General features: G+C 69.3%; 22 protein-coding genes, 1 pseudogene and 1 riboswitch. Of the genes and pseudogenes, 15 read left to right on the top strand and 8 right to left on the bottom strand.

Annotated features, from left to right (window positions below):
• Positions 1–5: 5 nt before the first annotated feature.
• From KIP79_RS17950 to dprA, 5 genes are all read left to right on the top strand, one after another.
• Entirely contained in the window at positions 6–713 is a 708-nt protein-coding gene (locus KIP79_RS17950) for a ribonuclease HII (protein ID WP_214105979.1), read from the top strand.
• Positions 710–1033 carry a DUF2469 domain-containing protein gene (locus KIP79_RS17945; protein WP_214105978.1) on the top strand — a complete coding sequence of 108 codons (324 nt, stop codon included), beginning with the start codon at positions 710–712 and terminating at the stop codon, positions 1031–1033. Before KIP79_RS17950 ends, KIP79_RS17945 begins: the two co-directional genes overlap by 4 nt.
• 487 nt (positions 1034–1520) lie before the next feature.
• The gene (locus KIP79_RS17940; RefSeq protein ID WP_214105977.1) at positions 1521–1874 is read left to right on the top strand and encodes a YraN family protein; all 354 of its coding nucleotides are present in this window, start codon (positions 1521–1523) and stop codon (positions 1872–1874) included.
• The gene (locus KIP79_RS17935; RefSeq protein WP_214105976.1) at positions 1874–3415 is read left to right on the top strand and encodes a YifB family Mg chelatase-like AAA ATPase; all 1542 of its coding nucleotides are present in this window, start codon (positions 1874–1876) and stop codon (positions 3413–3415) included. The genes KIP79_RS17940 and KIP79_RS17935 overlap by 1 nt, the downstream gene beginning before the upstream one ends.
• Positions 3412–4635, top strand: coding sequence for a DNA-processing protein DprA (gene dprA / locus KIP79_RS17930; RefSeq protein WP_214105975.1), 1224 nt, complete (start codon positions 3412–3414; stop codon positions 4633–4635). The genes KIP79_RS17935 and dprA overlap by 4 nt, the downstream gene beginning before the upstream one ends.
• 39 nt (positions 4636–4674) lie before the next feature.
• Here the strand turns inward: dprA and KIP79_RS49490 are convergent, their stop codons facing one another.
• On the bottom strand, positions 4675–4854 hold the full coding sequence (locus tag KIP79_RS49490) for a hypothetical protein (RefSeq protein ID WP_308169767.1): 180 nt from the start codon (positions 4852–4854) through the stop codon (positions 4675–4677).
• A 103-nt stretch (positions 4855–4957) separates the two neighbouring features.
• Positions 4958–5515, bottom strand: a pseudogene (locus KIP79_RS50085) (bifunctional 5,10-methylenetetrahydrofolate dehydrogenase/5,10-methenyltetrahydrofolate cyclohydrolase); the annotation flags it as partial.
• A 54-nt stretch (positions 5516–5569) separates the two neighbouring features.
• Positions 5570–5669, bottom strand: a riboswitch (ZMP/ZTP riboswitch).
• Between the two features lie 126 nt (positions 5670–5795).
• On the opposite strand from KIP79_RS50085, the gene KIP79_RS17920 reads away from it, so the two are divergent.
• Complete coding sequence (locus KIP79_RS17920) at positions 5796–6698, top strand: tyrosine recombinase XerC (RefSeq protein WP_214105974.1); 903 nt, start codon at positions 5796–5798, stop codon at positions 6696–6698.
• 38 nt (positions 6699–6736) lie between these two features.
• Here the strand turns inward: KIP79_RS17920 and KIP79_RS17915 are convergent, their stop codons facing one another.
• Together KIP79_RS17915 and KIP79_RS17910 are read right to left on the bottom strand one after the other, a co-directional pair.
• Positions 6737–7336 (bottom strand): class I SAM-dependent methyltransferase family protein, encoded by a 600-nt coding sequence (locus KIP79_RS17915; RefSeq protein ID WP_250213402.1) that lies wholly within the window; start codon positions 7334–7336, stop codon positions 6737–6739.
• A 69-nt stretch (positions 7337–7405) separates the two neighbouring features.
• Positions 7406–7888, bottom strand: a complete 483-nt coding sequence (locus tag KIP79_RS17910; protein ID WP_250213401.1) for a M23 family metallopeptidase — start codon at positions 7886–7888, stop codon at positions 7406–7408.
• Between the two features lie 884 nt (positions 7889–8772).
• Here KIP79_RS17910 and KIP79_RS17905 point away from each other — a divergent pair.
• Positions 8773–9504 carry a CoA transferase gene (locus KIP79_RS17905; RefSeq protein WP_308169765.1) on the top strand — a complete coding sequence of 244 codons (732 nt, stop codon included), beginning with the start codon at positions 8773–8775 and terminating at the stop codon, positions 9502–9504.
• On the opposite strand, the gene KIP79_RS17900 is transcribed toward KIP79_RS17905, so the two are convergent.
• Positions 9410–10729 carry an MFS transporter gene (locus KIP79_RS17900; protein WP_214105972.1) on the bottom strand — a complete coding sequence of 440 codons (1320 nt, stop codon included), beginning with the start codon at positions 10727–10729 and terminating at the stop codon, positions 9410–9412. The two genes, KIP79_RS17905 and KIP79_RS17900, sit on opposite strands and share 95 nt — an antisense overlap.
• 185 nt (positions 10730–10914) lie before the next feature.
• Here KIP79_RS17900 and KIP79_RS17895 point away from each other — a divergent pair, with 185 nt between their 5' ends.
• The 6 genes from KIP79_RS17895 to KIP79_RS17870 all read left to right on the top strand — a co-directional run bounded on the left by KIP79_RS17895 (position 10915) and on the right by KIP79_RS17870 (position 15903).
• The gene (locus KIP79_RS17895) at positions 10915–11463 is read left to right on the top strand and encodes a winged helix-turn-helix domain-containing protein (RefSeq protein WP_214105971.1); all 549 of its coding nucleotides are present in this window, start codon (positions 10915–10917) and stop codon (positions 11461–11463) included.
• 219 nt (positions 11464–11682) lie between these two features.
• Entirely contained in the window at positions 11683–12594 is a 912-nt protein-coding gene (gene rpsB / locus KIP79_RS17890) for a 30S ribosomal protein S2 (RefSeq protein ID WP_214105970.1), read from the top strand.
• A 121-nt stretch (positions 12595–12715) separates the two neighbouring features.
• Positions 12716–13549: a translation elongation factor Ts gene (tsf, locus tag KIP79_RS17885; protein ID WP_214106100.1), complete on the top strand. Its 834-nt coding sequence runs from the start codon at positions 12716–12718 to the stop codon at positions 13547–13549.
• 199 nt (positions 13550–13748) lie between these two features.
• The gene (gene pyrH / locus KIP79_RS17880) at positions 13749–14447 is read left to right on the top strand and encodes a UMP kinase (RefSeq protein ID WP_214106099.1); all 699 of its coding nucleotides are present in this window, start codon (positions 13749–13751) and stop codon (positions 14445–14447) included.
• 9 nt (positions 14448–14456) lie between these two features.
• Positions 14457–15014 (top strand): ribosome recycling factor, encoded by a 558-nt coding sequence (frr, locus tag KIP79_RS17875; protein WP_214105969.1) that lies wholly within the window; start codon positions 14457–14459, stop codon positions 15012–15014.
• Positions 15015–15084: 70 nt separating this feature from the next.
• Positions 15085–15903, top strand: a complete 819-nt coding sequence (locus KIP79_RS17870; protein WP_214105968.1) for a phosphatidate cytidylyltransferase — start codon at positions 15085–15087, stop codon at positions 15901–15903.
• Positions 15904–15909: 6 nt separating this feature from the next.
• On the opposite strand, the gene KIP79_RS17865 is transcribed toward KIP79_RS17870, so the two are convergent.
• Positions 15910–16944, bottom strand: a complete 1035-nt coding sequence (locus KIP79_RS17865) for a suppressor of fused domain protein (RefSeq protein ID WP_308169764.1) — start codon at positions 16942–16944, stop codon at positions 15910–15912.
• 70 nt (positions 16945–17014) lie between these two features.
• Between KIP79_RS17865 and rlmN the strand changes: the two genes are divergently transcribed.
• Together rlmN and KIP79_RS17855 are read left to right on the top strand one after the other, a co-directional pair.
• Complete coding sequence (rlmN, locus tag KIP79_RS17860) at positions 17015–18136, top strand: dual-specificity RNA methyltransferase RlmN (RefSeq protein WP_214105967.1); 1122 nt, start codon at positions 17015–17017, stop codon at positions 18134–18136.
• 32 nt (positions 18137–18168) lie between these two features.
• Positions 18169–18828 (top strand): DUF899 domain-containing protein, encoded by a 660-nt coding sequence (locus tag KIP79_RS17855; protein ID WP_214105966.1) that lies wholly within the window; start codon positions 18169–18171, stop codon positions 18826–18828.
• A 37-nt stretch (positions 18829–18865) separates the two neighbouring features.
• Here the strand turns inward: KIP79_RS17855 and KIP79_RS17850 are convergent, their stop codons facing one another.
• Together KIP79_RS17850 and KIP79_RS17845 are read right to left on the bottom strand one after the other, a co-directional pair.
• Positions 18866–19525, bottom strand: a complete 660-nt coding sequence (locus KIP79_RS17850) for a hypothetical protein (protein ID WP_214105965.1) — start codon at positions 19523–19525, stop codon at positions 18866–18868.
• Positions 19522–20349: an ABC transporter ATP-binding protein gene (locus tag KIP79_RS17845; protein WP_214105964.1), complete on the bottom strand. Its 828-nt coding sequence runs from the start codon at positions 20347–20349 to the stop codon at positions 19522–19524. The genes KIP79_RS17850 and KIP79_RS17845 overlap by 4 nt, the downstream gene beginning before the upstream one ends.
• Positions 20350–20370: the final 21 nt, after the last annotated feature.

The raw sequence follows: 20370 nt of genomic DNA, 5'->3' as shown, positions 1-20370 counted from the left end.
CTGTCATGACAGTTGCCTATCGCCCCCGTCCCAGCGTCGTACGTCGCGATTCTGGGCTCTACGGATACGAACGTGCGCTCGCCCGGCGCGGGCTCTCCCCGGTGGCCGGCGTCGACGAGGCGGGCCGCGGCGCGTGCGCGGGGCCGCTCGTCGTGGCGGCGGTGGTGCTCGGCCGGGACATCGACGGCCTGGCCGACTCCAAGCTGCTCACCCCCGCCCGGCGCGAGGAACTGCATAGTAAGATCATGAAGGCCGCGCGGGCGGTCAGTGTGGTGGTCATCGCGCCCACCGAGATCGACGCCCGTGGCCTGCACAAGTGCAACGTGGCCGGGATGCGCCGCGCGGTGGCCGGCCTCGGCCTGGTCCCCGGCTACATCCTGACCGACGGTTTCCCGGTGCCCGGCCTGCCCGCGCCCTCGCTGGCCGTCTGGAAGGGCGACCAGGTGGCGGCCTGCGTGGCCGCGGCCTCCATCGTGGCCAAAGTGACCCGGGACAGGATGATGACCGAACTCGACGACGTGCACCCCGAGTATGGCTTCGCCCTGCACAAAGGTTACGTGACCGCTACGCACCGCAGTGCGCTCACGACCCACGGGCCCAGCCCGCACCATCGGTTCTCCTTCGTGACAGTGGCGCGGACCAGGCTGGGTATGGGGATGCGGGAGAATGGGTCAGGGGCCCAGACGGGGTGTGGAACAGGAGGACCCGCATGAGCGCGGAGGATCTCGAGAAGTACGAGACCGAGATGGAGCTGCAGCTCTACCGCGAGTATCGCGATGTCGTCGGTCTGTTCACCTATGTCGTCGAGACCGAACGGCGCTTCTACCTCACCAATTCGGTCGACCTCGACGTCCGCACCGCCGAGAACGGCGACGTCTTCTTCGACGTCAAGATGACCGACGCCTGGGTCTGGGACATGTACCGCCCAGCCCGCTTCGTCAAGAACGTCCGAGTAGTCACCTTCAAGGACGTCAACGTCGAAGAACTAGCCAAGCCCGACCTCGAAATGCCCAAGGAAGGCTTCTCCAGCTAACCCTTTCACCCAAACAGTGAAATTCCCCCACAAATCACCCCATCTCCCACTTGCCTACCCACCGTGCCCTCTGCGCCGAGACGCCCACGGCTTCCTGCCGATCGCATCGCGTCTCCGGCCGAGGCCCGTATGCCGTTGTGCTTCAGCGCACCCACAGAATGAACCGGCGCATGACCGCATGATTGCCGTGGGGCTCACACGCGTTGTTGGAGTCAAGAGCGTGGGTGGGAGTTCCACGGTAACCATCTACCCCGGCGGAAGCCGGAACCGGATCTGAAGGGTCAGCAGGTGGGAGCCATACGGCAACCAGCGTGACTGCTTAAGGACATTGACGCGTCGCAGCTGGACAGGGCACCGGAATAACGCGGGAGTCGCCCGTCGGCGATCGCGATCGGGGTTATCCACAGAAGGTGGGTTTTCCACAGAACGGGGTTCGGCGGCCCTGGCGGGGAGCGGGTTGGGCGAAGGTCGTGGGCGGAGGTGGCCCATGGCTGCGAAGGACGAGCTTGGCAAGACCGGCGAGCGGATCGCCGTGGAATTTCTCCAGGCCGCGGGGATGCGCGTTCTCGACCGTAACTGGCGCTGCGGCGCGGGTGAGATCGACATTGTCGCCCGGGACGGGCGGGTGCTGGTCGTTGTCGAGGTCAGGACCAGATCCGGGCGCAGTCACGGCACGGCCCTTGAGTCGGTGACCCAGGAGAAGCTGCTCCGGCTGCGGTCGCTGGCGGGCCGGTGGCTGGCGACGCAGCAGGAGTGGTTCGACGCCATTCGGGTGGACGTGGTGGCCCTGGAGCGGTTCGCGGGGGACTTCTCGATCCGGCACGAGCGGGGGCTGGTCTGATGCCCGTCGCGCGGACGCGGTGTGTGGCGCTGGTGGGGGTCACCGGGCGCACCGTGGAGATCGAGGCCGACGTCGGCCGGGGTGTGGTGGGCACGCACTTCATCGGCCTGCTGGACACCGCCATCAGCGAGGCCCGCGACCGGGTCAGGTCGGCACTGCTCAACAGCCGTTTCGACTGGCCCGACGCGCGGATCACCGTCAGCTTGTTCCCGGCCAGCCTGCCCAAACGCGGGTCGATCTTCGATGTCGCGATAGCCGTCGCCATCCTGGGCGCGGCCGGGTTGATACCCGTCGCGCGGATCGCGGAGCCGTTCTTCCTCGGGGAACTGGGTCTGGACGGCCGGATCCGGCCCGTCCGCGGCATCCTGCCCGCCGCCCTCGCGGCAGCCGAAGCCGGGGCCAGGATCATCGTGGTTCCCTCGCTCAACGCCAGCGAGGCCGCCCTGGTCCCCGGCCTGACCGTCGTGCCCGCGTCAACCCTGCGCGAACTCGTCGACTGGCTCCGCGAGGGCGACCTCGACCGGCTGCCCTGCGTGGACGAGGTCGCCGCCTTCGACGCGACCCCGCCACCCGTCCCGCACCCGCTCGATCTGGTCGAGGTCGTCGGCCAGCCGATCGGCCGCTGGGCGCTGGAGATCTGCGCGGCGGGCGGGCACAACCTGTGGCTGCTCGGCTCGCCCGGGACGGGAAAGACCATGCTCGCGGAACGCCTGCCCACCATCCTTCCCGCCCTCGACCGCGACCAGGCCCTTGAGGTGACCGCCATCCATTCGATCGCGGGCGCGCTACCGGCCACCCACCCTCTGCTGCTGCGCCCGCCGTTCATGGCGCCCCACCACACGGCGACCGTCGCCGCGGTCATCGGCGGCGGCACCGGTCTGGTCCGCCCGGGCGCGGTCAGCCTCGCCCATCAGGGCGTTCTCTTCCTCGACGAGGCCCCCGAGTTCTCCAGGGGTGTTCTGGAGGCGCTCCGCCAGCCACTGGAATCCGGCAAGGTGACCGTGGCCCGGGCTGCCGGAACGATGACGTTTCCCGCCCGCTTCACCCTGGTCCTGGCGGCGAACCCCTGCCCCTGCGGCCTCAGCGGCGAGGCCGGCCGATTCTGCGCCTGCACCCCGGACGCCCGCCGTCGCTACCTGGGCCGCCTCTCCGGCCCCCTGCTCGACCGTGTGGACATCAAGGTCCGCCTGTCCCGCCCCAGCCGCGCCGAACTCCTTGCCGACCGCGCCCACGTCGAGCCCAGCCGTACCGTCGCCGAGCGTGTCCAGTTGGCACGCGAGCGCTCCGCCAAACGCCTGTCGGGCACGCCGTGGCGGAACAACGCCGAGGTGGCCTCCGCCCTCCTCCACCGCGAACTCCGCCTCCCCGCGAGCGTCCTGGCGCCCCTCACCCGTGCCCTCGACATCGGCACCCTCAGCGCCCGCGGCCTCGACCGCGTCCTCCGCGTCGCCTGGACCATCGCCGACCTGGCCAACCGCGACCATCCCGGCGCGGACGAGATCAGCGCCGCCCTAACCATGTGGACAGGACAAGAATCATGACCATCCCCGCGACCCCGCCATCCCTTCGCCGCTCCCATATTCAGCACATCAAGGTTGAGGCCACAGGTGATGCTGATCGCCTGGCCCGGGCGGAGATCACCCGGATCGCCGAGCCGGGCGATCCGATCATGGGGAGTCTGATCGAGCACTATGGCCCGCAAGGTGCGCTGGAACAGGTCCGCCAGGGTGTGCTGGAACCGGAGTTCGCGCAGGCGGAGCGGGAGCGTGCCTATGGGGAAGGGCGGCGGCTCAACCTCGGTCAGGTCGTCACGGGATGGGCGAACCGAGCGGTCTCGGCCGCCAGCCGGGCTCCCGATGATCTGGCCGGGGGCAGGTTGCTCATCCCGGGCGATCCCGGCTGGCCGTCCCAGCTGAACGATCTCGGGCGGCTGCGCCCCTACGGCCTCTGGCTGGACGGGCAGGAAGACCTCCGCTTCGCCTGCCTCCGGTCGGTGTCGCTCGTGGGCGCACGCGCCGCCACGGCGTACGGAACGCATGTGGCGGCCGAACTCTCCGCGGGCCTGAGCGACCGCTCCTGGACGGTGATCAGCGGTGGCGCCTACGGCATCGACGCCGCGGCCCACCGCGGGGCCCTGGCCGGCGTCGCCCCCACCGTTGTCGTCCTGGCCTGCGGAACCGACGTCAGCTACCCCTCCGCCCACCAGGACCTGTTCCAGGCCGTACGCGAACGCGGCCTGCTCATCAGCGAATCACCCCCGGGAGTCCACCCCACGCGGATGCGCTTCCTGGTCCGCAACCGTGTGATCGCCGCGCTCTCTCGTGGAACGGTGGTCGTCCAGGCCGCCATCCGCAGTGGCGCCCTCAACACCGCCGCCCACGCCGCCGCCCTCAACCGCCAGCTGATGGCCGTCCCCGGCCCCATCACCTGTGACGTCTCCACCGGCTGTCACGCCTTGATCCGCCAGAACCGCGCCACCTGCGTCACCTCGGTAGCCGAGGTAATCGAACTGGTGGGCTCCATTGGCGAGGACTTGGCCCCCACTGCCCGAGGCCCCGTCCATCCGCGTGACAGCCTCAACGAAGAGACCAAGCGCGTCCTGGACGCCGTCCCCGCCCGCATCCCCCAAGGCCTCGCCACCATAGCCAACGCCGCCGGCCTCCCTCTTCCCACCACCCTCGCCTGCCTGGGCGGTCTCGAATCAGCAGGCTTTATCCGCCGCACTGCCGATGGCTGGCGGCTGAGCCCCCCTTCACCCTGATCGGGCGCGGCCGAAGCCCAGCCGTGGCGCCGGGCGTCGTCAATGCGTGGTCAGGCCCAGTTGGCGGGTGGCGGCGTCGGTGGTTTGGGTGAGGAGGGTGGCGATGGTCATGGGGCCGACGCCGCCGGGGACGGGGGTGATGAGGCTTGCGTGAGTTTTTGCGGACTCGAAGTCGATGTCGCCGATGTTGCCGGGGTTGTAGCCGGCGTCGATGACCACGGCGCCGGGTTTGATGGCGGTGCCGTGGATGAATCGGGGGCGTGCCTACGGCGGCTACCAGGATGTCGGCCTCTCTGGTGATTGCGGTCAGGTTGGCGGTTCGGGAGTGGCAGTAGGTGACGGTGGCGTCGCGGCTGAGCAGGAGCATGCCGGCGGGCTTGCCGAGGATGGCGCTGCGGCCCACCACGACGGCGTGTTTTCCGGTGAGGTCGACCTGGTACTCGTCGAGCAGGCGCAGGATGCCGGCCGGAGTGCAGGAGTGGAAGCCGGGCAGGCCGAAGCTCATCGCGGCGAAGGAGTGCGTGGTAACTCCGTCGATGTCCTTTTCTGGGGCGATGGCCTCGAAGGCGGCCCGCTCGTCGATGTGCTTGCCGACGGGGTGCTGCAGGAGGATGCCGTGCACGCCGGGGTCCGCCGAGAGGGCGGTGAGGGTGTCGACGAGTTCCTGGGTGGTGGTCGTGGCGGGAAGCGCGATGTGCCGGGAAGTGATGCCGATCTTCTCGCTTCGGGAGCGCTTCATGCGGATGTAGGTGACCGAGGCCGGGTCGTCGCCGACCAGGACGGTGGCGAGGCAGGGGGCTTGGCCGGTCTGCTCGGTGATCGCGGCGACTCTGGCCGCGCATTCTTCGACGATGCGGGCGGCGAGGCGGGTGCCGTCCATCAAACGGGCGGAATGCGTCGAGGTCATGGGTTCTCCTGGGCTTGACGTTCACTGTGGTCTCGCCCAGGCGCACGGCAAACCGGCAGGACAGCCGGTAAATCGGCGGGCCGCTTCCCGGTGGTGCTCCACCTCAGCGCCAGTCACGGCCCGATCGTCACAGTAGTGGAAGGGCCCGCGAGAGGGCACGCTCTGTCGGGTAATCGGGGCTTGGTGCCGGGGTATCGCCTGCCGGGGGAGTGGGATCCTGGGTTCGGCGGCGGAATCGAATGCTGGGGATGAGATGGCGTTTCCTGAAGTTGAGGTGGTGGTTGCGGAGTTTGGGCGGTATTTGCAGGTAGAGAGGGATTTGTCGCCGCATACTGTTCGGGCTTATCTGGGGGATCTGGCGTCTCTGGTCGCATATGTGGAGAGTGCTGAGCCGGCGAGGCTGGGGGCGTTGGATATCGGGGTGCTGCGGGACTGGCTGGGGGAGCTTCACGGGGCGGGGAAGGCGCGGGCCACGTTGGCCAGGCGGGCGGCTTGTGCTCGGACCTTCACGGCTTTCTGTTACAAGAAGGGGTGGCTGACGGAGGATCCGGGGCTGCTGCTGGGGTCGGCCAAGGCGGTCAGGGAACTGCCGGTGGTGCTGGACCAGGAGGAAGCGCGGGCGGTTCTGGACGGTGGTCCGCCGCCGGAGGATGTCAGAGGGCTACGCGATCGGGCAGTTGTCGAACTGCTCTATGCCACGGGGATTCGGGTGAGCGAGCTCTGCGGTCTGGACGTGGACGACGTTGACCGCGAACGCCACACCATTCGGGTCCTCGGTAAGGGCCGTAAGGAGCGAACCGTTCCTTTCGGTCTTCCGGCCCTTCGTGCTCTGGACGCGTGGTGCATCAGGGGCCGCCCCCTGTGGATTCGCGAAGGTACCGGCCCGGCACTGTTCCTCGGAGTGAGAGGCGGCCGTCTGGACCAGGGGACCGTACGCCGAGTCGTGCACACCCTCCTGGGCGCGGCAGGCGTCACCGACCTCAGCCCGCACGGCCTGCGGCACACCGCCGCCACCCACCTCCTGGAAGGCGGGGCCGATCTCCGCGCCGTCCAGGAGATCCTCGGCCACGCCTCCCTGGCCACCACCCAGCTCTACACCCACATCTCCATCGACCGCCTGCACAGCTCCTACCGGCAGGCCCACCCCCGCGCCTAGCCAGGAACCCCGACCGGCCAGGTCGGGCAAGGCTTCGGCTACGCGTTCTGGGGCGGCGGGTTCCTGAGCTTGTCGGAGCCGACGAAGTCGAACATCTGCTCGCGAGGTGCCAGGGGTTGGGGCTCGCCGGTGAAGCGGTGGACGCCGACGCCGTAGCCCAGGTCCGGGGCTGACACCCACTGCCGTTCGAAGCCGAGGTCTTCGAACCAGGCGCAGATCGAGGGGACCAGATCGGGTTGGCGGCGATTGCGTGTCCAGATCACCGTGCCGCCGGTGGCGCACAACTGCGGGCAGAAGCTCACGGTGCGCTTGATGTGGTCCTCGGTGATGTTCCCGAAGATGCCGCAGAGCAGCACGATGTCCGCCGGGGCCAGGCCCTGGTAGTGGTCGGTGAGCGAGGCGTCCGCCGTGAGCACGTCCACCTGCCGCAAGCCCAGGGCGGCGGCCGCGTCGCGAGCCGCGGAAGCGTTGCGCGGGTCCAGTTCCACGAGATGTGCTTCGACGTCATCACGCTGTGGATGGTCCTTCAGGACGGGAAGCAGATCGCGTCCCTGGCCGGCGCAGACACTGATCACCTTCACCGGACCGGGCGGGGTCGTCTCCAACGCCAGCCGGATCTGTTCTTGTACGGCACGCAACCGCGCAGCCAACGTTGAGCCCGGCTGATCGTATGCGCCATGCCACGCCGCCCAATCCATACCAAGACCCTATGGCGAAGGGTTCGGCCAGTGCGGGAGGAGACGGACTTCGGCCAGACCGAGCAGGAGGAGGGGGTTCAGGTAGAGGGGGCCTCGACGGAGGCCCCAGTGGAGACAGGTTGTGGGGCAGTGGGGGAGGGGGCTGGGGGCGATTGTGCCGATCAGGTCCCCTTTGGAAACCTGATCACCGTTGTGGACTGACGGGGTGACCGGGAGGTAGGTGGTCTTCAGGTTGTTGGTGTGGGTGATGGCTATCGCGCTTACTCCGCCTACGGGGGCTGCGAAGGTCACCGTTCCGGCGCCAGCGGCGTAGACGGCTTGGGCGGGGTGGGCGGCGAGGTCTATGCCTCGGTGGCCGGGAAGCCAGCGTTGGGGTGGGGGATCGAAGCCACGCAGGACGTGTGGGTTGGTGATTGGCCACGCCCATGGTGAACCGGCACGGGTGGTTGCCGGGAGGAGCAGGGCCAGGAAGGTCAGGAGGAACAGGCGCATGGAAAGAGAGTGGGGTGGCAGGGAGGCGGACATAGAGCCGAACGGGGTTCTGTGGATAAAGACCAGAGGATGTGGATGAAGCTGTGGATAAGTCGGAGCTGGGAGGGACGAACCGGGTGGAGGTGGCGGAGATCATTGGGAAGATCGGCGCTGGTGTGGGGCTGAGGTTGCCCGAGGTGGTGGTCGAAGGGGCGGAAGAGGATTTTGGGTCGAGGTTTCGGGTTGGGGCGATTGCCGGGGCCAGTGTCGGGGCGGTGACTGCTGGGGTCGCGGCGTACTGGGGACTGGGCTCCGGGCCGCGGCGGCGGGTTTCAGTTGATCTGCGGCATGCGGCGGTTGCTTTCCGGAGCGAGCGATATTTCCGGATCGATGGGGTGGGGATCGATCCGTGGGCGCCGCTGTCCGGGGACTACGAGGCGTCGGACGGATGGGTACGGCTGCACTGCAACTTCGATCACCATCGGGATGCGGCATTGCGGGCTTTGGGGGTTGCCCAGGCGGTACGGGAGGAGATTGCCCGCGCGTGCCGTGGCCGGACGAAGGAGGAAATCGAGGCGGCGGTGATCGCGGCGGGAGGTTGTGCCGGGGCTATGCGCTCCCGGGAGGAGTGGGCCAGGCATCCGCAGGGGAGGGCGGTCAGCCGCCTGCCGTTGATCGGGCTGAGGCGGGTTGGGGAGGCGGCCAGGAGGGAGCCCGGCGGGCAGGAGGTTCAGCTGGACCGGCCAGACGGGCCGGTAGTCCGACCTGATGGGCAGAAGATTCGATCCGAGGCCCAGGGACGGAGTGGACAGGGGCTGCGTCCGCATGGGCCGGTAGTCCGATCTGATGGGCAGAAGGCCGAGGCCCGGGGACGGAGCGGACAGGGGCCGCGTCCGCTGAAAGGCGTGCGGGTTCTTGACCTGAGCCGGGTGATCGCTGGGCCGGTGGCAGGCAGGACGCTGGCAGCGCACGGGGCGGAGGTGCTGCGGGTAGGGAGCGCCAATTTGCCAGAAGTGCCGGGATTGGTGGTGGAGACCGGGTTCGGGAAGCGGTCCTGCGATGTGGATCTGCGGACGGAGCCGGAGCGGTTGCGGGAGCTGGTGGGGGCGGCTGACGTCGTGCTCAGGGCGTACCGGCCGGGGGCTCTGGAGACGCTCGGGTTCGGGGTGGAGGATCTGGTCCGGATGCGGCCGGGGATCGTCGTGGTGGATATTTCCGCGTACGGGGTGACCGGGCAGTGGGCAGGCAGGCGGGGATTCGACAGCCTGGTGCAGATGGTCAGCGGGATCGCGAATCACGAGGGCAGGCCCCACCCGTTGCCGTGCCAGGCGCTCGATCACGCGACGGGGTACCTCGCGGCGTTCGCGGCGGTCGCGGGGTTGACCCACCGCGCGGAGCAGGGCGGTTCCTGGCACGCGGACCTGTCCCTCGCCCGGACGGCCTGGTGGCTGGACGAACTGGGCCAGACGGCTCCCGCCGAAGACCGGCAGGAGCCTCAGACGGAGGATCTGCTGGACCGTATGGACAGCGCGTTCGGAGAGCTCACCTTCGTCCGGCCGCCGGGGTCGATCGAGGGTGCTGAGCCGTACTGGGCGACTCCGCCGCCCCGGCCGGGTGAGCACGCGCCCGTCTGGTGAGCGGAGACGCCCACAGACACGGAATCGTCAGTACGGCTCCCGCCGCACACACCCACATCCCCCCGCGAAGTCCAACGAACTCCCCCAGAAGCCCACCAACCACCCCACCCACCGCCAGTACGCCCTGAGTCGCGAAGTTGATCGAGGCGTTGACCCGCCCCACATATTCCGGAGGGGTCTCGCGAAGCATCATCGCGTTGGAACACACGCTGAAGCACACCACCGCCACCCCGACGATCACCTCCGACAACCCGATCAACGGGACGATCACCCAAATCGGCCCCGAAGCCGCAGCCAGCGCGACGAATCCCACAGGGAAGCACAGCACCGAGCCGAGCAGCACCCGAGCCCCGCCGAAACGTCGCTCCAGGCGGGCCGCGACGATCGCCCCCAGCACACCACCCGCTCCGAACCCGGCCGCCGAGATCCCGACCAGCCCCACCGGCAGCCCGAGCACGTGAACCGCGAACAGCACGTAGATCGCCATCTCGGCGGCCCCGCAGAGGTTGACGGTCACCCCGGCCAGCACCAACGCCCGCAGTACCCGATGCCCGCCCAGGGTGCGCAGCCCGGCACCGATCTCCCGCGCCATGGAACCCCGTAACGGCCGTTCATCGGGGGAGGCGGAGCGGGCCGGTTCCGGCGTGCGAATCGACCGCAGGAAGATCGCGGAGACGAGGTAGGAGACCGCGTCCACGACCAGGGCGACCGGTGCCGTGACCACGCTGACCAGCAGTCCCGCCACCCCCGGGCCGCCCAGCTGCCCGATCGCGATCACCGACTGGAACCCGGCGATGGCGGCGGTGCGCTGGGGCTCGGCCACCACGCTGGTGAGATACGGCGTGCTGAAGTTACGGAAGACGACCGCACAGGTGCCGACCACCAACGCCACCGTGATCAGCCACGGAATCGAGAGCAGGCCGACCGCCCACCCCAGCGGCACGGTCAGGATCGCCACCCCGGCCACGACCTCACACCCGACCAGCACCGGCCGCCGCCGCGCCACGCGATCGGCCAGCGCCCCCACCGGTAACCCGACCAGCAGGAAGGGTAACGAGGCCGCCGCCGTCAGCACTCCCATCTCCCACGGGGTGGCCCCGAGCATCGTCACCGCGGTCAGCGGCACGGCAAGCCGCGTGACCGCACCCCCCACCTCGCTGACCACCCGCGCACCCCACAACAACCGGTAGTCCCGCTGCCTCCGAAGAGGAACCGTCTCAAGCATATTGTGAAGCTAATCCTTCATAACTGTGAAAGCAACCCTTCATATCTCCGAAGGAGGGGGGCGGTACGGTGGCGAGCATGATGAGCGGTCCTGGAGAGGGAAGCCGGCCGGCGCGGGATCGCGAAGAGAGGCCGGAGACCGCGGCGTATCGACTGGTCACCGATGATGCCGGGGTCCTGCGGGCCGTGGCGCACCCTGCGCGGCTGGGGATTCTCACCCGGTTGCAGACGGAGGGCCCGGCTACGGCGACGGAGTGTGCCGAGGTGGTGGGGTTGTCGCCGAGTGCGTGCAGCTACCACCTGCGGGTCCTGGCCAAGCACGGCTTCGTGGAGGACGCTCCGCCGCGCGGGGACGGACGGGAGCGGGTCTGGCGGGCGTTGCAGCGGGGGTGGGGGTTCCAGGACCCGGAAGACGGCGAGCTGACCCAGGATCTGCTGGCGGCGCAGGAGGCCGTGATCGAGACGGTGCTCGGGGAGGCGCAGCGGCGCCTGTCGGACTACCTGGCCCAGTCGGGCCGGGAGTCCTCGGAGTGGCGGGCGGCCGCGATGCTCAACCATTCGGTGTTGCTGGCCGACGCCGACGAGCTCCGTGAGATCGGTGCGAAGATCGCAGAGGTCATCGAACCGTACAAGGTGGCTTTCCGGGACAAGGACGAAGCCCCCACCGGGGCGAGGCTTGTGGAGATCCATCTGCGCCTGTTCCCGCGTGCCGCAAAGACCCGGAAAGTCCGGTAAAGCAGTCAGATCCGAGTCGGCCGCGAGGGTCAGGACGTGGCACAACCGGGGGCACGGATCCGGGTAGACTGTTCCCTGGCCTGCGGCATGTGGGCCGAATTCGCACGCCCCACACACGATACGTTCCCTCGGTCCCATCAGGGCTGGAACGGCTCGGGGGCGTCAGGGCGAGAGCCGTACGGCGCTCGCGGACAACCGAGAACCATGGAGGACCATTTCATGGCCACCCCCGTCGTCACCATGCGACAGCTGCTTGAGAGCGGCGTGCACTTCGGCCACCAGACTCGCCGGTGGAACCCGAAGATGAAGCGCTTCATCTTCACCGAGCGCAACGGCATCTACATCATCGACCTCCAGAAGTCCCTCGCCTTCATCGACCGGGCGTACGACTTCGTCAAGGAGACCGTCGCGCACGGCGGCACGATCATGTTCATCGGCACCAAGAAGCAGGCCCAGGAGTCCATCGCCGAGCAGGCGGCCCGGGTCGGCATGCCGTACGTGAACCAGCGCTGGCTGGGTGGCATGCTCACCAACTTCTCCACCGTGCACAAGCGGCTCCAGCGCCTCAAGGAGCTGGAGGAGCTCGACTTCGACAACGTGGCAGGCTCCGGGCTCACCAAGAAGGAGCTCCTGATGCGCCGCCGCGAGAAGGAGAAGCTGGAGCGCACCCTGGGCGGTATCCGGGACATGGCCCGGGTGCCGAGCGCGGTCTGGGTGGTGGACACCAAGAAGGAGCACATCGGGATCAGCGAGGCCAAGAAGCTCGGCATCCCGGTGGTCGCGATCCTGGACACCAACTGCGACCCGGACGAGGTGGACTACCCGATCCCGGGCAACGACGACGCGATCCGCGCGGTCAGCCTGCTCACCCGCGTGATCGCCGACGCGGTGGCGGACGGTCTGATGACCCGCGCCGGGGCGACCCGCGGCGACGACAAGCCGACCGGGGTGGCCGCCGCCGAGCCGCTGGCCGAGTGGGAGCGTGAGCTCCTGGAGGGCACCCCCGCCGCCACCGAGGCTCCGGCCACCGAGGCTCCGGCCGCAGAGGCCCCCGCCGCCGAGGCCCCGGCTGCCGAGGCGCCGGAGGCCCCCGCCGCCGCCGAGGCCCCCGAGAGCGACGAGAACGCCTGACCGGCGGCTGACACACGTGAGACCGGGCCGGCGTGGCGACACGCCGGCCGGTCTCCGGCAGAGCCCCGAGGGTAACCCGCTCCCCGACGACACCCGTGATCAATCCCATGAGGAAATGACAATGGCTTCCGTGAACATGGCCGACGTCAAGCGGCTCCGTGAGTTGACCGCCGCCGGCATGATGGACTGCAAGAAGGCGCTGGAGGAGTCCGAGGGCGACTTCGACCGCGCGGTCGAGCTGCTGCGCCTCAAGGGCGCCAAGGACGTGGGCAAGCGCGAGGCCCGCACGGCCTCCAACGGCCTGGTCGCCGTCAAGCAGGAGGGCGACTCGGCGGCGGCGCTGCTCGAGCTCAACTGCGAGACCGACTTCGTCGCCAAGGGCGAGCGTTTCCAGGAGCTGGCGGCCCAGGTGGTGGAGCACGTGCTGGCCACCCGTCCGGCCGACGTGCCGAGCCTGCTGGAGTCCCAGCTTGACGGCAAGGCGGTCAAGGAGTACCTGGACGAGGCCAACGCGGCCCTGGGCGAGAAGATCGAGATCCGCCGCTTCTCGGTCCTGGACGGCGGCTACGTCGGCGTCTACATGCACAAGACCGACCCGCAGCTGCCCCCGGCCGTGGGCGTGCTCGTCCAGCTGGACCAGGTCAACGCCGAGGTCGCCAAGGACATCGCGCAGCACACCGCCGCGATGGCGCCGAAGTACCTGGACCCGACCTCGGTGCCCGGCGAGGTCATCGAGAAGGAGCGCGCGCTCTTCGAGGAGATGACCCGCGAGGAGGGCAAGCCGGAGGCCGCGATCAGCAAGATCGTCGAGGGCCGGATCAACGGCTGGTACAAGGACTTCACCCTGCTGGAGCAGGCGTTCGTCAAGGACAACAAGAAGACCATCAAGAAGTACGCCGACGAGGCGGGCGTCAAGGTGCTGGCCTTCACGCGCTTCAAGGTCGGCCAGGCATAGTCTGGGGCTGTCACTTGTGGGAGAAACCCAGGTTTCTCCCACAATTCCGGCAGAACCGCCGGGCCACCCCATACCGCCAGCCGAACCGCCAGACCGCTACATCGAGGAGGCCGCCGACGTGCAGGAGAACACCGACACCGCCGCGCCGACGGCCCCGTCGTCCCGTCCGTCCGACGGGCCGGTGCGCTGGAAGCGGGTGATGCTGAAGCTGTCCGGGGAGGCGTTCGCCGGCGGTGACTCGCTGGGCATCGACCCGGTCACGGTCGGCAAGCTGGCCGACTCGATCGCCGAGGCGGTCCGGGAGGGCGTGCAGGTCGCCGTCGTGGTCGGCGGCGGCAACATGTTCCGGGGCGCGGCGCTCTCCGAGCGCGGCATCGACCGGGCCAGGGCCGACTACATGGGCATGCTCGGCACCGTCATCAACTGCCTGGCACTCCAGGACTTCCTGGAGAAGCGCGGCGTCGACACCCGGGTGCAGACCGCGATCACCATGCAGCAGGTGGCTGAGCCGTTCCTGCCCCGCCGGGCCATCCGGCACCTGGAGAAGGGCCGGGTGGTCATCTTCGGCGCGGGTCTGGGGTCGCCGTTCTTCTCCACCGACACCTGCGCCGCCCAGCGCGCTCTGGAGATCGGCGCGGAGGCCCTGCTCAAGGGCACCCAGGTGGACGGCGTCTACGATGCCGACCCGCGCAAGAACCCCGACGCGGTGCGCTTCGACCGGCTGGAGTACAGCGAGGTCCTGGCGCGCGACCTCGCGGTGATGGACGCTACCGCGATCAGCCTGTGCAAGGACAACGGCCTGCCCATCGTGGTGTTCGAGTTGTTGGGCGACGGCAACATCCTGCGGGCGGTCCGCGGTGAGAAGATCGGCACGCTGGTGAGTCCGGCAGGGAAATAGGGAGCCGCAGTGATCGAGGAAACCCTCTTCGAGGCCGAAGAGAAGATGGACAAGGCGGTGTCGGTCGCCAAGGAGGACTTCGCGGCCATCCGGACCGGCAGGGTCACCCCCGCGATGTTCAACAAGATCAACGTGGACTACTACGGATCGCTCACCCCGATCCAGCAGCTGGCGTCGTTCCACGTTCCCGAGGCGCGGATGGTGCTCATCCAGCCGTACGACAAGGGGTCGCTGGGCGCCATCGAGAAGGCGATCAGGGACAGCGACCTCGGGGTCAACCCGGGCAACGACGGCGCGATCATCCGGGTGGTCTTCCCCGAGCTGTCGGGGGAGCGCCGCAAGGAGTACATCAAGATCGCCCGTAACAAGGCGGAGAGCAGCAGGGTGTCGATCAGGAACATCCGGCGGCACGCCAAGGAAGTGCTCGACAAGCTGGTCAAGGACGGCGAGTCGGGTGAGGACGAGGTGCACCGCGCGGTGAAGGAGCTGGACGATCTCACCCAGAAGCACGTCGCCAAGATCGACGATCTGCTGAAGCACAAGGAAGCCGAGCTGCTGGAGGTCTAGCGGCGGGCGCCATCGTGATCCCTGCCCTTGCGGAAGGGCGGGGATCACGCGTATTAGGAGTTGTGACGGGTTGAACGCTACGGGCAACCAACGTACCGGGCGGAATCTGCCCGCGGCGATCGGTGTCGGAGTCGCGCTTGCCGCGCTGGTCATCGGCTCGCTCTACACCTTCAAGGCGATCTTCCTGATCGTGGTCGCGGCCGCGGTCGGGCTGGGTGTGCACGAGCTGGTCAAGGCGTTCGCCTCCCGGGACATCCGGGTGCCGCTGCCCGTGCAGCTGGTCGGTCTGGTGGCCATGCTGGCGGGGGCGTACTACGGGGGCCCGGTCTCGCTGGTCGGCTCGTTCGCGCTGACGGTCATGGTGCTCCTGGGCTGGCGCACCTTCCAGGGAGCGGACGGCTTCGTCCGGGACGCCACCGCGAGCGTGTTCGTGGCGGTCTACCCGAGCTTACTGGCGGGCTTCGCCGCCCTGCTGCTCCAGCCGGACGACGGCGCCCACCGGGTCGTGATATTCGTCGCCATCACCGTGGCGAGCGACATCGGCGGATATGTCGCCGGAATCCTGTTCGGGCGGCACAAGATGTCGCCGATCATCAGCCCGAAGAAGACCTGGGAGGGCTTCGCCGGGTCGGCGCTGGCCTGTGTGGCGGTCGGCGCCTGGCTGGTCTGCTGGCTGCTCGGGGGCGCGCTCTGGCAGGGCGCCGTGCTCGGCGCGGTGATGGTGGTCTGCGCCACCGTCGGCGACCTGATCGAGTCGATCATCAAGCGCGACCTGGGCATCAAGGACATGGGCACCCTGCTGCCCGGCCACGGCGGCATGATGGACCGCCTGGACTCGCTGCTGTTCACCCTGGTCCCGTGCTGGCTCCTGCTGAGCCTCTTCATCTAGGCAAGTCTAGATCCGGTCCTGTACGGCAAGCCGGCTCGACACCACCTCGTGCCCCCGGTCCGCCGCCACCCGCAACTCGGTGTCGGTGATCGGCACCAGCCAGAGCCACCGCACCTCGTCACCCCCGAACGCGAACCCCGACAGATCCGGCAACCCGCCAGGCTGCGCCAGCAGGATCACCCCCTCATGTCCCCCGTTCAATGGGAACGTGCCAGGCTGATGCCGCCACCGGGCCGTGTGCCCGTGCCCCAGCCAGGTCACCGACCGCCACGGGTACTGCCCGAGCCAGAGAAACAGCCGCGCCGCCGCCCGTGGATCGCCCCTGGTGGCGATGGCCAGCTCGATCCGGGTGGGGGTGTCGTACTGTTCGGCGCCGGGCAGGCGCTGGCAGCTCATGCCGACGGTGGACAGGATGGTGTAGTTCCGCCCGAACAGCGGCGGCCGTTCGGTGATCTCGATCCGCGGCAGCCCGCCCCCGCTGGCGTCCCAGTACCGCCCCGGCGGCCCGATCCTGCTGTCCAGGTGGCCCATCACGAACTGCTGGTAGGAAGCCCAGTTGCCGTCCGACTCCCGCCACTGCCAGTACGCCTCGGCCTTCCGTATTCGGGGCTCCAGGCCGTCCAGGGCGTCGGTGAGCGACCAGGCGAAGGGGGATTCGCCGACCGCGTCGCGTGCGTAGCCGGGCATGCCGCGTTCCACCTCGGCCCAGCCGGGGATGACGGCCAGCAGTTCCCCGTCCTCGTACAGGGCGGCGCCGTCGCCCTCCTCGAACCAGAGCACCCGCAGGCGGGCGGGGTCGGACGGGTCGCTGCCCTGAGGGTGCCGGGTGTGCGTCCCCGGCATGATCGGGGGCAGCCCGGCGGCCAGCCGGCCCCGGTCCACGCTGACCGGCGCGGGCACGTGGTTGGCCAGCCAGACGGCTCCGTGGACAGCGCCTGCCTGGTCGCGCAGGTAAGCTACGGAGGACACCTGGTCGCGCTCGACGGTCAGCCTCCTGCTGCCGTATGGACTGGTGCTGGTGAGCACCACGGCGGTGGCCACATGTCACCTCCCGATCAGGACTCTAGAGCCGCTTCCGCCCGGCGTTAAGTGCACATAACAGGAGCCGTAGATGACCGACGCCAGTGCGCCCCGCGCGGGGGAGCTGACCTTCGTCGCGCCGCGCCGGGCCAAGCCGCAGCGGCACCTGGCCGACCTGAGCATGGCCGAGCGCCGGGCGGCCGTGGCCGAACTGGGCGAGAAGCCGTTCCGGGCCGACCAGCTGTCCCGGCACTACTTCTCCAAGCTAACCGAGTCGGCCGAGGAGATGACGGACCTGCCGGCCGCGTCACGGGAGCGGCTGGGGCAGTTGCTGCCCGACCTGCTCACCTCGGTCCGGGAGATCACCTGCGACAACGGCACCACCCGCAAGACGCTCTGGCGGCTCTTCGACGGCTCGCTGGTGGAGTCGGTGCTGATGCGCTACCCCGACCGGGCCACCATCTGCGTCTCCTCGCAGGCCGGGTGCGGCATGAACTGCCCGTTCTGCGCGACCGGGCAGGCGGGGCTGACCCGGAACATGTCCACGGCCGAGATCGTCGGCCAGGTGGTGGCGGGGGCCAGGTCGCTGGCCAGGGGCGAGGTGCCCGGCGGGCCCGGCCGGATCAGCAACGTCGTGTTCATGGGCATGGGCGAGCCGATGGCCAACTACAAGGCCGTGATCGGCGCGGTCCGGCGGATGGTGGACCCGGCGCCGGAGGGCCTGGGCATCTCGGCGCGCGGGGTGACCGTCTCGACCGTGGGCCTGGTGCCCGCCATCGAGAAGCTCAGCGCCGAGGGGCTGCCGGTGACGCTGGCGGTCTCCCTGCACGCGCCGGACGACGAGCTGCGGGACACCCTGGTGCCGATCAACACCCGGTGGAAGGTGGCCGAGGTGCTCGACGCCGCCTGGGCTTACGCGGCCAGGACCAAACGGCGGGTCTCCATCGAGTACGCGCTGATCAAGGACATCAACGACCAGGAGTGGCGGGCGGACCTGCTCGGGCGGCTGCTCAAGGGCAAGCTGGTGCATGTCAACCTGATCCCGCTCAACCCCACCCCGGGTTCGAAGTGGACGGCCTCCCGCCCGGAGGACGAGCGCGCCTTCGTCCGGCGGCTGGAGTGGCACGGCGTGGCGGTCACCGTCCGGGACACCCGGGGCCGGGAGATCGACGGCGCCTGCGGGCAGCTCGCGGCGGCCTCGCCGGAGCTTTAAAACTGTCGGTGGCGACCCCTAACGTTGGACGCATGAGTCTTCCTAGGATCGTCTCCGCCGAGGAGTGGCAAGCCGCCCGGGACGAGCTCCTGGTCGAGGAGAAGGCGGCCACCCGGTTGCTGGACGGGCTGGCCGCCAAACGCCGCCGGCTGCCCATGGTGGAATTCCGGACCGACTACGCCTTTGACGGGCAGGACGGCAAGGCCGACCTGCTCGGCCTCTTCGACGGCCGCCGTCAGCTGATCGTCTACCACTTCATGCTGGAGCCGGGCGGCGAGCCGTGCCGCGGCTGCTCCAGCATGACCGACAACATCGGCGACCTCAGCCACCTGCACGCCAGGGACACCACCTACGTCCTGGTCTGCCGGGCGCCGATCGACGAGATCAACGCGTTCCGCGATCGGATGGGGTGGCGGGTTCCGTGGTACTCCACCCACGGCGGGCCCGACTTCAACGCCGACTGCGGCGCCGCCGTGGACCAGGGCTTCGGGCTGAGCGTCTTCCTGCGTGACGGGGATCGGGTGTTCCGGACGTACTTCACCACCTCCCGGGGGGTGGACCGGGTCCGGCCCGACTTCGAGCTGCTCGATCTCACGCCGTACGGGCGACAGGAGACCTGGGAGGACTCGCCGGAGGGCTGGCCGCAGACCCCGCCGTACACCTGGTGGCGGTACCACGACGAGTACGTCTAGCCCGGACGGCGCCGCTGTGCCGGAGGCGCGGTCAATGTCACGGCCGGGTCCGGCGTAGCCAGCCGTAAGCTGCCAGGCCCGCGAGGCTCCACAGCGTGGCTGAGGCGATGATGGCCGGGAGGTGTGCCGTCAGCTCACCGTGGTTGGCGGCACGCATCCAGGACATCGCCGGGAACACCCAGACCGACCCCGATCCCACCACCAATATCCCGATATAGCCGCCTAAGAGGGCGATCAGGGAGATCGCGGGGGAGGGGAGCAGTGGGCGGCTGGTGAGCGCGCCGAGTACGGTTCCGCCGATGACGGAGAGCAGGTGCAGCAACGCGCCGATGAGCAGCACGTCCGCTCCCGGCAGGGCGGCGAATCCCGTGAGCAGCGGCCAGACCAGGGCGAACGCCGCCAGCAGCAGGTTGCAGGCGAAGGCCGCCACCAGGCCACCGGCCTGCTCGCCCCGTCCCACGGCGGCCCGTGCGATCATGCGCTGCTCGTCCGGCTCGTTGTCCAGCAGTCCCCGTGCGGCCCAGGCGAAGACCGGGACCAGGATGGCGGCCGAGTCGGCGTAGGAGCTCAGCTCGTTCCCGAGAGGAACGCCCGACGCGTACAGCAGGCCGAGCACCACGAACACGCCCAGCACGGGCTGGAACACCCGGTGCGAACGCACGAAGGCGGCGAACCGGAACCGGATGAGCGCGATCATTCCGCCTCCTGGCCGAGCAGAGGCTCCCGGCTGAGCGAGTGGTCCGGGCTGAGCGAGTGGTCCTGGGCGGACGAGGGGTTGAACGAGGGGTCCTGGTTGAGCGCGGGGTCTTGGTCGAGCAGGGGTTCGTGTCCCTCGGCGCGGAGGCGGGCGGTGAGTAGTCCGGCCCGGGAGAGTGGCAGCCGTACCGACACGGTGACCAGGGGCTCGGCGGCCTCCTCGACCTCGCGGCGCCAGACGCGGGACTCGCGCACCTCGTAGCGGATGACGCCGGGCAGCCCGCGCAGATCGCCCTGGTGGTCGCTGGCGACCACGATGCCGCCGTCCGCGGCCAGGCGTTCCACGGCGAGGGCCACCTCGGCCCGGGTCGCCTGGTCCAGCCCGGCGAAGGGTTCGTCCAGGATGAGCAGGCCGGGGGAGCAGAACAGGGCCTGCGCCAAGCCGACCTTGTGCGCGCTGCCCTTGGACAGGTCGGGCAGTCGCTGGCCGAGCAGGTGGTCCATGCGCAGCCGGGCGGTCCACTCCTCGATGACCTCGGGGGCGAGCCCGCGCACGGCGGCCATGTGCCGCAGGTAGCCCGCCACGGTGAACGGCTGGGCGGCGGGGAAGCGCTCGGGGGCGTACCCGACCAGGGCGGGCCGTCCGGAAATCGTCCCCTTGGTCGGCTGGAGCAGGCCCGCGAGCAGCCTGAGCAGGGTGGATTTGCCGGTTCCGTTCGGCCCGGCCACCTCGATCACGCTGCCCGGGGCGAGATCCAGGGCGACCTCGGTGAGCACCCAGGGATCATTCCGTCGGTATCGGAAGTAGAGCTCGGATACGCGCATGGTGCCGGAAAGAATATCCGT

This window comes from Acrocarpospora catenulata, from assembly GCF_018476525.1.
In the GTDB taxonomy this organism is placed as follows: Bacteria; Actinomycetota; Actinomycetes; order Streptosporangiales; family Streptosporangiaceae; genus Acrocarpospora; species Acrocarpospora catenulata.
Note: the sequence above shows the minus strand (reverse complement) of the source record. Positions and strands in the feature narration are given on the sequence as shown.

What these genes read in the sequence shown, in the direction of transcription:
- KIP79_RS17950 (WP_214105979.1), top strand. Translation starts at nt 6, where the DNA reads ATGACAGTTGCCTATCGCCCCCGTCCCAGCGTCGTACGTCGCGATTCT.
- KIP79_RS17945 (WP_214105978.1), top strand. Translation starts at nt 710, where the DNA reads ATGAGCGCGGAGGATCTCGAGAAGTACGAGACCGAGATGGAGCTGCAG.
- KIP79_RS17940 (WP_214105977.1), top strand. Translation starts at nt 1,521, where the DNA reads ATGGCTGCGAAGGACGAGCTTGGCAAGACCGGCGAGCGGATCGCCGTG.
- KIP79_RS17935 (WP_214105976.1), top strand. Translation starts at nt 1,874, where the DNA reads ATGCCCGTCGCGCGGACGCGGTGTGTGGCGCTGGTGGGGGTCACCGGG.
- dprA (WP_214105975.1), top strand. Translation starts at nt 3,412, where the DNA reads ATGACCATCCCCGCGACCCCGCCATCCCTTCGCCGCTCCCATATTCAG.
- KIP79_RS17920 (WP_214105974.1), top strand. Translation starts at nt 5,796, where the DNA reads ATGGCGTTTCCTGAAGTTGAGGTGGTGGTTGCGGAGTTTGGGCGGTAT.
- KIP79_RS17910 (WP_250213401.1), bottom strand. Translation starts at nt 7,888, where the DNA reads ATGCGCCTGTTCCTCCTGACCTTCCTGGCCCTGCTCCTCCCGGCAACC.
- KIP79_RS17900 (WP_214105972.1), bottom strand. Translation starts at nt 10,729, where the DNA reads ATGCTTGAGACGGTTCCTCTTCGGAGGCAGCGGGACTACCGGTTGTTG.
- rpsB (WP_214105970.1), top strand. Translation starts at nt 11,683, where the DNA reads ATGGCCACCCCCGTCGTCACCATGCGACAGCTGCTTGAGAGCGGCGTG.
- tsf (WP_214106100.1), top strand. Translation starts at nt 12,716, where the DNA reads ATGGCTTCCGTGAACATGGCCGACGTCAAGCGGCTCCGTGAGTTGACC.
- pyrH (WP_214106099.1), top strand. Translation starts at nt 13,749, where the DNA reads ATGCTGAAGCTGTCCGGGGAGGCGTTCGCCGGCGGTGACTCGCTGGGC.
- rlmN (WP_214105967.1), top strand. Translation starts at nt 17,015, where the DNA reads ATGACCGACGCCAGTGCGCCCCGCGCGGGGGAGCTGACCTTCGTCGCG.
- KIP79_RS17855 (WP_214105966.1), top strand. Translation starts at nt 18,169, where the DNA reads ATGAGTCTTCCTAGGATCGTCTCCGCCGAGGAGTGGCAAGCCGCCCGG.
- KIP79_RS17850 (WP_214105965.1), bottom strand. Translation starts at nt 19,525, where the DNA reads ATGATCGCGCTCATCCGGTTCCGGTTCGCCGCCTTCGTGCGTTCGCAC.
- KIP79_RS17845 (WP_214105964.1), bottom strand. Translation starts at nt 20,349, where the DNA reads ATGCGCGTATCCGAGCTCTACTTCCGATACCGACGGAATGATCCCTGG.